At 42.6% G+C, this 15,479-nt stretch carries 14 protein-coding genes and 2 tRNA genes; 2 read left to right on the forward strand and 14 right to left on the reverse strand.

The annotated features are described in order from the left end of the window. Window positions 1-212: 212 nt before the first annotated feature. The 13 genes from rpsO to rlmE all read right to left on the reverse strand — a co-directional run bounded on the left by rpsO (window position 213) and on the right by rlmE (window position 12,939). A complete protein-coding gene (gene rpsO, locus FCV43_RS14050; RefSeq protein ID WP_017054101.1) occupies window positions 213-482 on the reverse strand; it encodes a 30S ribosomal protein S15 in 270 nt (89 codons plus the stop codon). Between the two features lie 229 nt (window positions 483-711). Continuing rightward, window positions 712-1,665 (reverse strand): tRNA pseudouridine(55) synthase TruB, encoded by a 954-nt coding sequence (gene truB, locus FCV43_RS14055; protein WP_136995547.1) that lies wholly within the window; start codon window positions 1,663-1,665, stop codon window positions 712-714. Further along, window positions 1,665-2,096: a 30S ribosome-binding factor RbfA gene (gene rbfA, locus FCV43_RS14060; RefSeq protein WP_017054103.1), complete on the reverse strand. Its 432-nt coding sequence runs from the start codon at window positions 2,094-2,096 to the stop codon at window positions 1,665-1,667. The genes truB and rbfA overlap by 1 nt, the downstream gene beginning before the upstream one ends. A 100-nt stretch (window positions 2,097-2,196) precedes the next feature. Continuing rightward, window positions 2,197-4,887 (reverse strand): translation initiation factor IF-2, encoded by a 2,691-nt coding sequence (infB, locus tag FCV43_RS14065; protein ID WP_136995548.1) that lies wholly within the window; start codon window positions 4,885-4,887, stop codon window positions 2,197-2,199. Between the two features lie 20 nt (window positions 4,888-4,907). Further along, window positions 4,908-6,395: a transcription termination factor NusA gene (gene nusA, locus FCV43_RS14070; protein WP_113799188.1), complete on the reverse strand. Its 1,488-nt coding sequence runs from the start codon at window positions 6,393-6,395 to the stop codon at window positions 4,908-4,910. Between the two features lie 35 nt (window positions 6,396-6,430). After that, complete coding sequence (gene rimP / locus FCV43_RS14075; RefSeq protein WP_017054106.1) at window positions 6,431-6,886, reverse strand: ribosome maturation factor RimP; 456 nt, start codon at window positions 6,884-6,886, stop codon at window positions 6,431-6,433. A gap of 239 nt (window positions 6,887-7,125) precedes the next feature. After that, window positions 7,126-7,202, reverse strand: a tRNA-Met gene (locus FCV43_RS14080). Window positions 7,203-7,257: 55 nt separating this feature from the next. Further along, a tRNA-Leu gene (locus tag FCV43_RS14085) sits at window positions 7,258-7,342 on the reverse strand. Window positions 7,343-7,367: 25 nt separating this feature from the next. Continuing rightward, complete coding sequence (gene secG / locus FCV43_RS14090) at window positions 7,368-7,703, reverse strand: preprotein translocase subunit SecG (protein WP_017054107.1); 336 nt, start codon at window positions 7,701-7,703, stop codon at window positions 7,368-7,370. A gap of 236 nt (window positions 7,704-7,939) precedes the next feature. Continuing rightward, window positions 7,940-9,277, reverse strand: a complete 1,338-nt coding sequence (glmM, locus tag FCV43_RS14095; protein WP_017054108.1) for a phosphoglucosamine mutase — start codon at window positions 9,275-9,277, stop codon at window positions 7,940-7,942. Window positions 9,278-9,307: 30 nt separating this feature from the next. After that, a complete protein-coding gene (gene folP, locus FCV43_RS14100) occupies window positions 9,308-10,138 on the reverse strand; it encodes a dihydropteroate synthase (protein WP_017054109.1) in 831 nt (276 codons plus the stop codon). A gap of 117 nt (window positions 10,139-10,255) precedes the next feature. Next, entirely contained in the window at window positions 10,256-12,202 is a 1,947-nt protein-coding gene (gene ftsH, locus FCV43_RS14105; RefSeq protein ID WP_136995549.1) for an ATP-dependent zinc metalloprotease FtsH, read from the reverse strand. A gap of 107 nt (window positions 12,203-12,309) precedes the next feature. After that, a complete protein-coding gene (gene rlmE, locus FCV43_RS14110; RefSeq protein WP_017054111.1) occupies window positions 12,310-12,939 on the reverse strand; it encodes a 23S rRNA (uridine(2552)-2'-O)-methyltransferase RlmE in 630 nt (209 codons plus the stop codon). A 113-nt stretch (window positions 12,940-13,052) separates the two neighbouring features. Here rlmE and yhbY point away from each other — a divergent pair, with 113 nt between their 5' ends. Further along, window positions 13,053-13,349 (forward strand): ribosome assembly RNA-binding protein YhbY, encoded by a 297-nt coding sequence (yhbY, locus tag FCV43_RS14115; RefSeq protein ID WP_017054112.1) that lies wholly within the window; start codon window positions 13,053-13,055, stop codon window positions 13,347-13,349. 85 nt (window positions 13,350-13,434) lie between these two features. Here yhbY and greA read toward each other — a convergent pair whose 3' ends face one another. Beyond that, window positions 13,435-13,908, reverse strand: coding sequence for a transcription elongation factor GreA (gene greA, locus FCV43_RS14120; RefSeq protein WP_113799192.1), 474 nt, complete (start codon window positions 13,906-13,908; stop codon window positions 13,435-13,437). Window positions 13,909-14,416: 508 nt separating this feature from the next. Between greA and FCV43_RS14125 the strand changes: the two genes are divergently transcribed. Next, on the forward strand, window positions 14,417-15,442 hold the full coding sequence (locus FCV43_RS14125; RefSeq protein ID WP_136995550.1) for a porin: 1,026 nt from the start codon (window positions 14,417-14,419) through the stop codon (window positions 15,440-15,442). Window positions 15,443-15,479 lie beyond the last annotated feature (37 nt).

A 15,479-nucleotide genomic window follows, 5' to 3' on the forward strand; every position in this document is an offset into this window, starting at 1 on the left:
ATAGTCGCGACCAATTGGTCGACTTCGGTGACTGTAAAGCGATGAGTTAGATTAATATGTGAAACAACATAACGTTATTTCAACGAGGCATAGTATAAACTATTTTTAATTAGAGAGGTATTTCAAGCGGTAAAAAATACTGGGTTTTCAGGCACAAAAAAAGGAGCGATAAACGCTCCCCTTTCTTCAAACTGTCTTTGTAGACATCGCTATTAGCGACGTAGACCTAGACGCTTGATAAGATCTTGGTAACGAGTAAGGTTTTTACCTTTCAAGTAGTCAAGAAGTTTACGACGGCTAGAAACCATACGTAGCAGACCGCGACGGCTGTGGTGGTCGTGGATGTGCGTTTTGAAGTGACCTTGAAGGTGGTTGATAGAAGCAGTAAGTAGTGCTACTTGTACTTCTGGTGAACCAGTATCGTTTTCACATTGTGCGTATTCTGCAACGATTGCTGCTTTAGTTTCTGCATTCAGAGACATAATTCTCTCCTGATAAGAGTAAGTTTATAATTTGTAACAGCCAATCTCTGATTCAGCTGCTACGCGAGGGGCGGATTATACGGGGGCTAAAGTTTAAACACAAGATATTTGAAAGCAAATAACGCGCAATTTACGATTCTCTTCCCCTCAAATCAATCTAAGCAAAAGCAGCATATAAAAAAACCGAAGCCAAATGACCTCGGTTTTAAAATAGCAGTTTAATTGCTGTTTATGCTTGCGGCTCTTCTTCTCTGAAAACAACCAAGCGCTTAGGTGCGACACGGCCATCATCATCAATTTCAGCAACCCCAATAAAGAGCTTCTCCTCACCGCTTGTCATTCGAACGACACCTTCTGCAGGAGCACCTGAAACTTGAACTTGCATACCGTGCTGAACCAAATCAGTCAGCTCTGCATTCATGTTCACTTCTGGTAAGTCTTCAACCGCGGTATCCATTGGCATTAGCAACGGATCAAGCAGCTCTTTCGGTGCAATATCTTGCTCTTTAGCTTGCTCTAACAGTTCATTTAACTGCTCAAGGGTCACCATTTTCTCGTAAGGGTATTTTGCCACACCAGTACGACGCAAGTACTTAACGTGAGCGCCACAGCCTAGCATCTCACCAAGGTCATCGGTAATCGTACGAATATATGTCCCTTTCGAGCAATGCACTTCCATCTCAACTTCATCGCCTTCAAAACGAAGGAGTTCAATTGAGTAGACCGTGATTTTACGAGATTCACGCGGAACCTCAATGCCTTCACGAGCATATTCATACAAAGGACGACCTTGGTATTTTAATGCTGAAAACATTGATGGAATTTGATCGGTTTCACCTTTGAAGGTCTCGATACAGCTCTCAAGTTGCTCTTGAGTCACGTTTACATCACGAGTTTCTACCACTTCACCATCAGAATCAGAGGTATTGGTACGTTCACCAAGCTTAGCGATCACCACGTAGCGTTTATCAGAATCTAAAAGAAACTGAGAAAACTTCGTCGCCTCACCAAGACAGATAGGCAACATACCCGTCGCAAGAGGATCAAGTGCGCCGGTATGGCCCGCTTTCTCAGCAAAATAAATACGCTTTACTTTCTGCAGCGCATCATTAGATGAAATTCCAGTTGGTTTATCCAAAAGGATCACACCATTAATTGGACGACCTTTACGACGACGAGCCATTACTCTTCACCTTTCTGCTCAGATTCATCTTTCTGTTCAGCTTCGTCTTCACGACCTGATTCAACTTGCTTGCGCTTATCTTCACTTAGAACTTCGCTTACTAAGTTAGACATACGCATACCTTCAACAAGCGTGTTGTCGTAAGTAAAGCGAACTTCAGGTGTTAAACGATGGCGAATACGCTTACCTAGCATCATTCGAACAGGAACTTCATGCTCTTTAAGTGCTGCTAAGCTTGATTCTGGTGTTTGCTCACCCACACATAAGAAAGTAACGAATACTTTTGCGTAAGCAAGATCACGTGATACTTCAACATCTGAAATGGTAACCATACCAATGCGTGAATCACGCACTTCACGTTGAAGGATAAGAGCGAGCTCTTTTTGTAGTTGTTGCGACACACGTTGTGTGCGGCTAAATTCTTTTGACATTTCTTTTCTCACTATAGAAAGAATGGGGGGCTATCAGCCCCCCATGGTGTATTCAACAACCGTATCACTTACCTTTTTGGCAAGTTAATAACTTTGTCAATTAGTCGAGAGTACGTTGAATTTCAACGATTTCGAATACTTCGATTTGGTCACCAACGCGAACATCATTGTAGTTCTTAACGCCGATACCACATTCGTAGCCATTCTTAACTTCTTGAACATCGTCTTTAAAGCGACGTAGTGACTCTAGCTCACCTTCGTAGATAACAACGTTTTCACGTAGTACACGAATTGGGTTGCTACGCTTAATTGTACCTTCAGTAACCATACAACCAGCAATCGCACCAAGTTTAGGCGATTTAAATACGTCACGTACTTGTGCAAGACCGATGATTTCTTGTTTGAATTCAGGTGCAAGCATGCCGCCCATCGCTTGTTTCACTTCGTCAATCAGTTGGTAAATGATTGAGTAGTAACGCAAGTCTAGGTTTTCATTTTCAACAGTACGACGAGCCGTTGCATCAGCACGTACGTTGAAGCCTAAGATGATTGCGTTTGAAGCCGCTGCTAGCGTTGCATCAGTTTCAGTAATACCACCAACACCAGAACCTACGATGTTAACTTTAACTTCGTCAGTTGATAGTTTACGTAGTGAATCAGCAATTGCTTCAACAGAACCTTGAACATCCGCTTTAAGTACAACGTTACATTCAGCAACTTCACCAGCTTCCATGTTCGCAAACATGTTTTCTAGTTTCGCTTTCTGTTGACGTGCAAGTTTAACATCACGGAATTTACCTTGACGGTAGTTTGCAACTTCACGAGCTTTACGCTCATCACGTACAACTGTCGCTTCGTCACCAGATGCAGGAACGCCAGAAAGACCTAGAATTTCTACTGGGATAGATGGACCCGCTTCAGAGATCTCTTGACCATTTTCATCGCGCATTGCACGAACACGGCCGTACTCTTGACCACAAAGAACGATATCGCCTTTGTTTAGAGTACCAGATTGAACAAGAACAGTAGCAACTGGGCCACGGCCTTTATCTAGACGAGATTCAACAACAACACCTGATGCCATACCTTCTTTAACCGCAGTTAATTCAAGTACTTCAGATTGAAGAAGAATAGACTCTAGAAGACCATCGATGTTTGTACCTTGCTTAGCAGAGATATGTACAAAGATGTTCTCGCCGCCCCACTCCTCAGGAATAACGTCATATTGAGCAAGCTCATTTTTAACGTTATCAGGGTTAGCGCCTTCTTTATCGATTTTGTTTACCGCAACAATCAGAGGTACACCAGCCGCTTTTGCGTGTTGGATAGCTTCGATTGTTTGTGGCATAACACCATCATCGGCAGCAACTACAAGTACTACGATATCTGTCGCTTGAGCACCACGAGCACGCATAGCAGTAAACGCCGCGTGTCCAGGAGTATCAAGGAAAGTGATCATACCGTTGTCAGTTTCAACGTGGTATGCACCAATGTGCTGTGTAATACCGCCAGCTTCCGCGTCAGCAACGTGTGCACGACGGATGTAATCCAGTGTAGATGTTTTACCGTGGTCAACGTGACCCATGATAGTAACAACAGGAGCACGACCTTCTAGAGCAGCATCGTTATCACGATCAGACAGTACTGCTTCTTCTAGTTCATTCTCTTTACGAAGAATAACTTTGTGGCCCATTTCTTCGGCAACAAGAGAAGCCGTTTCTTGGTCGATAACTTGGTTGATAGTCGCCATAGCGCCCATCTTCATCATTACCTTAATAACTTCAGTTGCTTTTACTGACATTTTGTTTGCCAGTTCAGAAACAACAACCGTTTCGCCAATAACAACATCTTGCTTAGCAACAGCTGCGCTCTTATCAAAGCCATGTTGCATTGATGTAGGCTTAGCCATTTGATCTCTGCGGTTGTTACGACCGCCACGTTGGTTATTACGACCACCGCGTTTGTTCGCATCCGCTGGCGCTTTCTTCTTACGACGGCGAGGTGCTTTTTCTTCTTTTTGGTCGGCAGCATCTTCTGCTTCACGAGCATAAGTCGAAGTCGTAATATGATAATCCGCAGATTTCTCAAGTTCTTTCTTCTTCTTCTCTTCTTCAGACCAGCGTTCTTGGTTCTCTTCCGCAAGCTTGCGAGCTTCTTCAACTAGCTTCGCAGCTTCTTGCTCAGCTTTACGCTGCGCTTCTTCTTCCTGACGACGTTTTAGTTCATCAGCTTCTTTTTTTGCTTGCGTGTTTACATCAGAATTCTTTGCGTTCATGTCTTTTTTAGCCTTTTCAGCTTGTACGCGTTTCGCTTTTTCTTCCGCTTCACGTTTTGCTTCCGCTTCACGTTTTGCTTTATTTTCAGCGTCGCGTTGTGCTTTGTTTGCAGCTTCACGTTGTGCTAGCTCTTCAGCTTCGCGTTTTGCTAGCTCTTCAGCTTCACGATTAGCCGCATCCTCAGCTTCACGTTTTGCATCGTCTTCGATAGCGCTGCGTTTTACGTAAGTACGCTTCTTACGTACTTCTACTTGAACATCCTTGCTCTTGCCGCCACTAGCAGCAACACTTAGTGTACTACGAGTTTTACGCTGGAGTGTTAAGCGAGTCGGTTCTGTTTCACCAGAAGTATCACCATGTTCTTTCTTAAGATGCATAAGAAGTTGTTGCTTCTCTGTATCAGAAACTTGGTCATTACCTGCTTTTTTCATTCCAGCATCAGCAAGTTGTTCTAATAAGCGGTCAACTGGAGTACCAATTTCTTCACTCAGTGCTTTAACTGTTAAATCTGTCATACCGCTCTCTCCTTGCTGAATTATGCTTCGTCGCCGAACCAACAAATGTTACGTGCAGCCATGATTAGCTCACCTGCGCGTTCTTCTGTTAGATCTTCGATACCTTCAAGTTCGTCTACACCTTGGTCAGCAAGATCTTCAAGTGTTACTACACCTTTTGCTGCCAATTTGAATGCCATCTCGCGCTCAAGACCTTCAAGACCTAATAGATCTTCTGCTGGCTCAACACCATCGAATGTCTCTTCTTGAGCAAGGGCTAATGTAGTTAGAGCATCTTTTGCTCGGCCACGTAGCTCTTCAACAATACCTTCGTCCAGACCATCAACTTCTAATAGTTCATGTACTGGTACGTAAGCCACTTCTTCAAGTGTTGAGAAACCTTCTTCAACAAGCATTTCTGCAAAATCTTGTTCGATATCAAGGTGCTTCATGAAGCTTTCAATAGCAGCTACTGATTCTTCTTGGTGCTTCTTCTCTAGATCAGCAACTGTCATTACGTTAAGTTCCCAACCAGTAAGTTGTGAAGCTAGACGTACGTTTTGACCACTACGGCCAATAGCTTGAGCTAGGTTATCGGCTTCAACAGCAATATCCATTGAGTGCGAATCTTCATCAACAATGATTGATGCTACGTCAGCTGGAGCCATTGCGTTGATAACGAATTGCGCAGGATTATCATCCCACATAACGATATCAATACGTTCGCCACCTAAGTCGCCAGAAACAGCTTGAACACGAGCGCCACGCATACCAACACACGCACCGATTGGATCAATACGTTTATCGTTAGTTTTCACTGCAATTTTCGCGCGTGAACCAGGATCACGAGCAGCACCTTTCAGTTCAATTAGCTCTTCACCAATTTCAGGCACTTCTACGCGGAATAATTCAACTAGCATTTCAGGTTTTGAACGAGTTACGAACAGTTGGAAACCACGAGCATCTGGCTTAACTGCATATAGTAAACCACGAACACGGTCACCTGGACGGAAGTTTTCACGAGGAAGTTGGTCATCTCGTAAAATTACCGCTTCTGCTTGGTTACCAAGATCCAGAACAACTGTATCGCGGTTAACTTTTTTCACAACACCAGTAACTAAGTCACCTTCGTTATCAATAAACTGTTCAACGATTTGAGCACGTTCAGCTTCACGTACTTTTTGTACGATAACTTGTTTTGCTGTTTGAGTAGTAATACGGTCAAACGTCACTGACTCAATTTCGTCTTCAACAAAACCGCCAAGCTCTAGGGTTTCATCTTCATACTGTGCAGCTTCAATTGAAATCTCTTTTGTAGGGAATTCAACTTCTGCTACCACTTCCCAGCGACGGAAAGTTTCAAAATTACCGCTCTTACGGTCAATAACAACACGAGCTTCAATTTCTAAAGCGTGTTTTTTCTTAGTGGCTGTAGCCAATGCGATCTCTAGTGCTTCAAAGATACGCTCACGAGGAAGTGCTTTCTCATTAGAAACAGCCTCAACTACCGCTAAAATTTCTTTGTTCATTAATCTAGCCTCTTAAGCTCTTCTCTCTAGGAGAACTAAAATTTAGGGATTAGGTTAGCTTTAGAAATATTGCTCAATGCAAAATGTTCTTCTTGCCCGTCAACAGTTACAGTGATGGTCTCACCTTCAACTGCATTGATCGTACCTTTCCACTTGCGGCGGTTAGCAACGGCCATTTTTAATACGATGCTTGCCTCATGACCAATAAATTGTTGGTAATGATTTGCATTGAATAGTGGTCTTTCTAAACCTGGTGAAGATACTTCTAGGTTATACGCCACAGAAATAGGATCTTCAACATCTAACACTGCACTTACTTGACGGCTAACTTCAGCACAATCTTCTACAAAAATTCCATTTTCATGGTCAATGTAGATACGTAGTGTTGAGTGCTCACCAGCACGAATAAATTCCAATCCAACTAACTCATAGCCTAATGCAGCCACTGGCGCATCTAGCATTTCAGTAAGTTGTCTTTCTAAACCAGTCATTTAACCACTCCAGAAACAAAAAAAGGGCTCAGAGCCCAATTTAAATCCCAAGCAAACTACCCATACAATTTCGAAAATCGAAAAGTACAGATAACAAAAAACCCCGAAAATCGAGGTTTATGTTGCTGGACCCTGATGTGTTAAGTATATAGTCTCAGAGGACTTTTACACTTAACTCGCAGTGAGGTTCACACTGCGCAAACTTGCGACCAAATCAATCATTAAAGAATAATCAAAAATGGTTGCGGGAGCCGGATTTGAACCGACGACCTTCGGGTTATGAGCCCGACGAGCTACCAAACTGCTCCATCCCGCGTCCGACTTAATGAGATTATACACTCTCAATTAAGGTTTTTACAAGTTTGTAAATATGGTGCCGAGAGAGGGACTCGAACCCTCACACCCTAAGGCACTAGCACCTCATGCTAGCGTGTCTACCAATTTCACCATCTCGGCATCAAAGAACTTTTTCGAAAAAAAGTTATTGAGGAATTTCGTCGCTAGATTTAGCTGGAACTTCGCTCATTGTGTCATCAGCTTGTTGGATAACTTGACCTTGAGTAGGATCAACCCACTGAGACTCAGTTTTATGTGTAGACATATTACCAAGCACTAAGCTAAGAACAAAAAATACTGTTGCAAAAATTGCTGTCATTCGGGTTAAAAAATTACCTGAGCCACCAGCACCAAACACTGTGTTTGAAGCGCCAGCACCGAATGAGGCTCCCATATCTGCGCCTTTACCTTGTTGAATCAACACGAGGCCAATTACACCAACCGCTGCCAACAGGTAAATCACAAGTAGAACTGAAAACATTTTTCCACCTATGTTCCGAATAGTTGAGCCAGCACTGCTTTAAATCATTATATTTTAAAACAAAGCTAACGACCTCCTAACTGAAGGCCGAGCAATACTAGCGAAAGGATGCTTAACTGACAAGAAGAAATTGCTAAAAAGCGTCAACTTCAAGTTTAAACGGTCAAAAAAAGGACAAACAATGCCAAGTTCCCTATCCAACCATGACAAGGAACCTGCACTTTCGTCATTTGAGCCTAACAGCTTGCTTTGACTGCCTCTGCAATGTTATCTGCAGATCTCTGCACTAAATCAGCATCTTCACCTTCAACCATTACACGCAATAATGGCTCGGTTCCAGACTTGCGTAACAGTACGCGTCCTTTTTCACCAAGTTCGGCTTCAACATCTAAAACAGACTGTTTTACTGCTTCCGCATCTAACGGATTAGAATCACCACTAAAGCGAACATTGATAAGAACTTGTGGATACAGTGTCATGCCTTGAGCCAACTCATTTAATGTCATTTCACTGTCGATAACAGAAGCTAACACTTGTAGAGCAGCAACAATAGCATCGCCTGTTGTCACTTTATCGAGCAAGATAACGTGACCTGAGTTCTCAGCACCGATTTTCCAGCCTTTAAGCAGCAATTGTTCCATGACGTAACGGTCGCCTACCGCCGCTCGTACAAATGGAATACCAAGCTGTTTAAGTCCGTTCTCCATGCCAAGGTTTGTCATCAGCGTACCAACAACACCACCTTTTAGTTCACCGCGACGTAGTGCATCACGAGCAATGATATAAGCAATTTGGTCGCCATCGACTTTATTACCTAATTCATCCACCATGATGATACGGTCACCATCACCATCAAATGCAAGCCCAAGAGCCGCTTTCTCTTCGACTACGCGTTTTTGCAGTGCACGAACATCGGTGGCTCCGACTTCATGGTTAATGTTAGTACCAGTAGGCTCAACACCCATAGCGATTACATCAGCACCAAGCTCTTTGAAAACGCTTGGCGCAATGTGGTATGTCGCTCCATGCGCACAGTCGATTACGATTTTCATGCCCGCAAGACTTAAATGACTTGGGAATGTACTTTTACAAAATTCGATATAACGACCTGCGGCATCATTAAGACGGACCGCTTTACCTAGATCTGCTGATTCTACACACTCAATATCTTTATCTAATTCAGCTTCGATCGCTAACTCAATCTCATCTGATAACTTTGTTCCTTCTGAAGAGAAGAACTTAATACCGTTATCGTAAAAAGGGTTATGTGATGCAGAAATGACAATCCCCGCTTCCGCTCGGAAAGTTTGTGTTAAATACGCAACAGCTGGTGTTGGCATTGGTCCAGTAAACGTCGCTTGCAAACCCGCAGCCGCTAAACCAGCTTCCAATGCAGATTCAAGCATGTAACCAGAAATTCGAGTATCTTTACCAATAATGACTTTCTTCGTGCCTTGTTTTGCTAGCACTCGACCAGCAGCCCAACCAAGTTTTAATACAAAATCAGGGGTAATCGGATATTGACCAACTTTCCCACGGACACCATCTGTGCCGAAGTAACGTCTGTTTGACATGTTTATTCCTTAAATTATTATTTGGCTCAATTATAAATTTCGAGTAGTTGCGTTGACAATTTTCATCGCTTCTATTGTCTCTTCAACATCGTGGACTCGAATAATTTGAGCTCCTTTTAAAGCAGCAATCGTTGCACATGTTACGCTTGCGACCATGCATTCCGCAGGCGCTTTATCGAGTAACTTAAATACCATTGATTTACGTGACATCCCCGCAAGAATCGGCAAACCAAGAGCATGAAATTGATCTAAATGCGCAAGAAGTTGGTAATTATGATCGATTGTTTTCCCAAAGCCAAATCCAGGATCTAAAATCAGCTGTTCTTTCTGAATTCCTACCGCTTCACACGCCGCGATTCTCTCTTGTAAGAATGACGTTACATCAACCAACAAGTCTTGGTACGACGGTGTGATTTGCATGGTGCGCGGCTGCCCTTGCATATGCATAAGACAAACAGGAACTTGCGCCTTTGCTGCCACTTCTAACGCTCCCGGCTCTTGAAGTGCCCGAACGTCATTAATTAGATCTGCCCCAGCGGCAATCGCTTGCTGCATCACCTCAGCTTTACTGGTATCGATAGAGATCCAAACATCGGATATTTCTCGGATCGCTTTAATGGCAGGAATGACTCGGTTCAACTCATCTTCCAACGTAACATCCGGGGCTCCAGGCCTTGTTGATTCCCCACCGATATCAATGATGCTTACGCCAGCATCAATCATGCGCTGAGCTTGAATCAGCGCTTTATCTAACGAATGATACTTTCCACCATCAGAGAAAGAGTCAGGGGTAACATTGAGAATCCCCATCACATGTGGGCGATCGAGGTGAAGCTGTTTATTATTTGCTTTTAAAATCATCGTTGGTTATACCCCAAGAAAACACATATCGCTCTTCGATATACTCATGCTCATTATCGCTAAACGACAGAAACAGAAAAGCCCTGAGTTTCCTCAGGGCTTAATATCATAATTCAATTATTCTGAATCTTTATCTTTCGTTTCAACGTCCGGTTTCGGTTCTGTGTCTTGAGTTTCAGCTGCTGGTTTTACTTCAGCTTTTGCTTCGCTCTTAGCAGATTCACTACCGTTAACTTGATCAGCCCAACCTGCTGGTTCGCGAATATCGCCTTTGCGTTCCATTAAGTCATCAATTTGGCCAGCATCAATCGTCTCATATTTCACCAATGCATCTTTCATTGAATGCATGATATCCATATTTTTCTCAAGAATTTTTCTAGCTCGGTCGTAGTTACGATCTATGATAATTCGAACTTCGTCATCAATCAGTTTAGCCGTGTCATTCGAAACATGTTTCGTTTGAGTTACGCTACGGCCTAAGAACACCTCACCTTCATCTTCTGCATAAAGCAGAGGACCAAGTTTTTCAGAGAAGCCCCACTGAGTCACCATCTTACGAGCAATATCAGTTGCACGTTCGATATCATTTGATGCGCCAGTAGAGACTTTGTCTTTACCGTAAATCAACTCTTCAGCTAGACGACCACCGTACAAGCTAGAAATCATTGATTCTAGATGTTGGCGATTCATGCTCACACGATCTTGCTCAGGTAGGTACATCGTCACACCTAAAGCTCGACCACGAGGAATAATAGAAACCTTATACACTGGATCGTGTTCAGGAACTAAACGACCAACAATTGCGTGCCCAGCTTCATGGTAAGCCGTCGATTCTTTCGTTTCTTCAGACAACACCATTGAACGGCGCTCAGCACCCATCATGATTTTATCTTTGGCAAGTTCGAACTCAACCATAGAAACGTTACGTTTATTACCACGAGCAGCAAATAGAGCAGCTTCATTGACTAAGTTTGCAAGGTCGGCACCAGAGAAACCTGGAGTACCACGTGCAATTAGTGATGGTTCAACATCGCCCGCTAGTGGAACTTTACGCATGTGAACTTTCAAGATTTGCTCACGACCGCGAACATCAGGAAGTCCAACAACTACTTGACGGTCAAAACGACCAGGACGAAGCAATGCAGGGTCTAGTACATCAGGACGGTTGGTTGCAGCGATAACGATAATACCTTCGTTACCTTCAAATCCATCCATTTCAACAAGCATTTGGTTTAGTGTTTGTTCACGTTCATCGTGTCCACCACCAACACCTGCGCCACGTTGACGACCTACAGCATCGATCTCATCAATAAAGATAATACAAGGTGCTGCTTTCTTCGCTTGTTCAAACATGTCACGCACACGAGATGCACCGACACCAACAAACATTTCAACAAAGTCAGAACCTGAAATAGTAAAGAACGGTACTTTTGCTTCACCAGCAATCGCTTTAGCAAGTAGCGTTTTACCCGTACCAGGAGGACCAACTAACAAGATACCTGTAGGGATCTTACCACCTAGCTTTTGGAAACGGCTTGGGTCACGAAGGTAATCAACTAGCTCTTTTACATCTTCTTTTGCTTCATCACAGCCAGCAACGTCAGAGAACAATGTTTTGATCTGCTCTTCGCTCATCATGCGAGCTTTACTCTTACCGAAAGACATCGCGCCTTTGCCGCCACCGCCGCCTTGCATTTGACGCATGAAGAATATCCATACACCGATAAGCAAGATCATTGGGAACCAAGAGATAAAGATAGTACTTAGTAAGCTCTGCTCTTCTGGCGGAGTACCTTGTACTTTCACTTTCTGATTAATTAAGTCGTCAAGAAGCTTGCTGTCATAAACGGGCATGTAAGTAACAAACTTAGCACCACCACTACGACGAACATAGGTTATTTGACTGTCATTAAATTGTGCTTCTTGTACTTGGCCTTGGCCAACTTCTTGTACAAATGTGGTGTAATCAACCGCTCTGCCGTTACTTTCACCAGGGCCAAAGCTCTGAAATACCGACATTAAGACGACTGCGATTACTAGCCACAGGATTAAATTTTTTGCCATGTCACTCAAGGTGTAAGCCTCGCGATAACTAATTGTAATTAAAGGTAGGGTACTACAGTTTGTAACCTGTAGCTATAGTGTTAAGTTTTGCTTTTGCAAGCAAATCGTTAACCTTTGTAACCAGTGGCTACGATATAGACTTCACGGGAGCGAGCTCTCGAAGAATCTGGTTTTCTTATTTTAACTGCTTTGAACATATTGCGTATTTCCTTGGTGTACTGATCAAATCCTTCACCTTGGAATACTTTAACTACAAAGCTACCATTTGGGGCTAGAACTTGTCGACACATATCCAACGCTAATTCAACCAAATACATACCTCTTGGCTGATCTACCGAAAGATTTCCAGCCATGTTCGGAGCCATATCAGACATCACAACATCTACCATGTCAGGCTGAATTCTTTCTAGCAAGGCCTCTAATACCGCATCTTCACGGAAATCACCTTGCAGAAAAGCCACTCCCGCAATGGAATCCATTGGGAGAATATCACAAGCAATAACTTGTCCTTCCTCGCCAACAATTTCTGTTGCATATTGTGACCAACCTCCAGGTGCAGCACCTAAATCCACCACTGTCATACCTGGTTTCAGCAATTTATCTTTATTCTGAATCTCTTCAATTTTGAAAATTGCACGTGAACGATAGCCTCTTTTTTTGGCTTCATTCACATACTTATCATCAAAATGTTCTTTCAACCAGCGGCCTGAACTGGCCGAGTGTTTCTGTTTACTCATTAGATTCCTAACTCGTTGGTCGACATCAATGCCTAATAAATTATAGTCTTCGGGATTAGATGGCGCTAAAATAGGTTTTTTCAACCCTTATAATAAAGAAAATTGGCCGCATAATGAACCTAAGCACCAAACAAAAGCAGCACCTAAAAGGCCTAGCTCACAGTTTAAAACCTGTTGTGCTAATGGGCGCAAATGGACTAACTGAGGCTGTTCTAGCGGAAATAGATCTTGCTCTGAATCACCATGAACTGATCAAAATCAAAGTCGCATCAGAAGATCGCGAAACTAAGCAATTGATTATTGACGCTATTGTTCGTGAAACAAGCGCAGAAAAAGTACAAACTATTGGTAAAACATTAGTACTATTCCGCCAGACACCTGAGCGTAAAATCGAGATCCCTCGTAAATAACAGTTCGCATTAATTGCAAACTTTGTTACGAAATAGAAAAAGGCCGCATTGCGGCCTTTTTAGTTTTCAACGCTAAAATTGAAAATTAAATATATTCTACTTTATCAATTTCAAAGTCTTTATCGCCACCAGGAGTCGAGATAATCACTTCATCCCCCTCCATTTTGCCCACTAATCCGCGTGCAATTGGTGATTTAACAGAAATTCTGCCAGATTTAATATCCGCTTCATCTTCAGAAACAATTTGATATTTCACTTCTGCGTCGGTATCAACATCGATCAAAGTAACGGTAGTACCAAAAATAATTTTTCCGGTATTTTCCATTTTAGTCACATCAATGATCTGAGCAACAGATAGCTTATATTCAATATCACGAATTTGAGCTTCACAGATACCTTGCTCTTCACGAGCAGCATGATATTCAGCATTCTCCTTTAAATCGCCAAGCTCACGAGCTTCGCCAATTGCAGCTGAAATAATAGGACGCAGCTTCAACAATCTTTCTAATTCTTCTCGCAGTTTACTTTCACCACGAAGGGTCATTGGAACCTTTTCCATTACGTAACCTCTATGCCAAAGTTTTCTTTGGACAAAAAAACCCTCTTAGCACAACAGCTAAAGTAGGGATTAACTAACATGCTATTAGTTTAAACAAACTCAAGAGCTAAATCATCTTAATTAATTTTTCCAAGCATGAAACTACCATTCGACTCACAGGAATTAATTTTTCGTGGCTATCAAAAATAGCTAAATTGATAGAAATTGGGCATACCAATATAAAAAAAGCTAAAAAAAACGCAAATCCCCGCCAAAAGAACATTCGACATAAACAATATAAAACAACAGCTTACACCTATAAAAAAGCAATAAAACAGTGTTCATAACTTTCATTTATATCATTTTACTAACGAGCTGATGAACTTTAGGGGTAAAAAGTAACCACAGATTACTTGAGCTTGCTTCGTACATCGCAGATATAGCGAATCAGATTTAAGCAAATAGAGAGTACTCGAGCGGGAACTTCCTCTCGCATAATTTATGGACAGTAAATTTAGGACTTATAACAATGAAAAAGACATTAATTGCACTTTCTGTAGCTGCTGCTGCAATCGCTACTGGCGCAAACGCATCTGAACTCTACAATCAAGATGGTACTTCTCTAGAAATGGGTGGCCGTGCTGAAGCTCGTCTATCTATGAAAGATGGCAAAGTTGAAGACAAATCACGTGTTCGTCTTAACTTCCTAGGTAAAGTTGAAATCCAAGATGGCCTATACGGCGTTGGTTTCTACGAAGGTGAATTCGTAACTGACCCAGCAACAGTAACAGACACTAATGGTAATGACGTTTCTGTTGATAGCTTAGATAACCGTTACGCTTACGCTGGTATCGGTGGTGAATTTGGTGAAGTAACTTACGGTAAAAACGACGGTGCTCTTGGTGTAATCACAGATTTCACTGATATCATGGCTTACCACGGTAACTCTGCAGCAGACAAACTTGCGGCTGCTGACCGTACAGACAACATGATCTCGTACAAAGGTTCTTTCAACGCTTTAGATGTTAAAGCAAGCTACCGTTTTGCTGACCGTGTTGAAGGCACAACAACTAACCCTGGCGAATACGGCGACAACGGTGAAGATGGTTACTCTCTATCTGGTATCTACACTATCGGCGAAACTGGCCTAGCACTTGGTGGTGGTTACGCGGACCAAGCAGACCAAAACGAATACATGCTAGCAGCATCTTACACAATGGGTGATCTATACTTCGCTGGTGTATTCACTGACGGTGAAAAAGACAAGAAAGATGCAGACTACACAGGTTACGAGCTAGCAGCAGCTTACACTATGGGTCAAACTGTATTCTCTTCTACTTACAACAATGCAGAAACTGATGGCGAAACATCAGCAGATAACATTGCTGTAGATGCAACTTACTTCTTCAAGCCTAACTTCCGTGGCTACGTATCTTACAACTTCAACCTAATCTCTAAAGGCGACAAGCTAGGTGAAGTTGGTGCTGGTAACGGTTCTGCAACATCTATGGATGCTGAAGATGAACTAGCTTTAGGTCTACGTTACGACTTCTAAGTCTAACCTGATTCTAAATTAGTCTCAGATACAAAAT

This window comes from Vibrio genomosp. F6, from assembly GCF_005146325.1.
GTDB classification, from domain to species: Bacteria; Pseudomonadota; Gammaproteobacteria; order Enterobacterales; family Vibrionaceae; genus Vibrio; species Vibrio cortegadensis.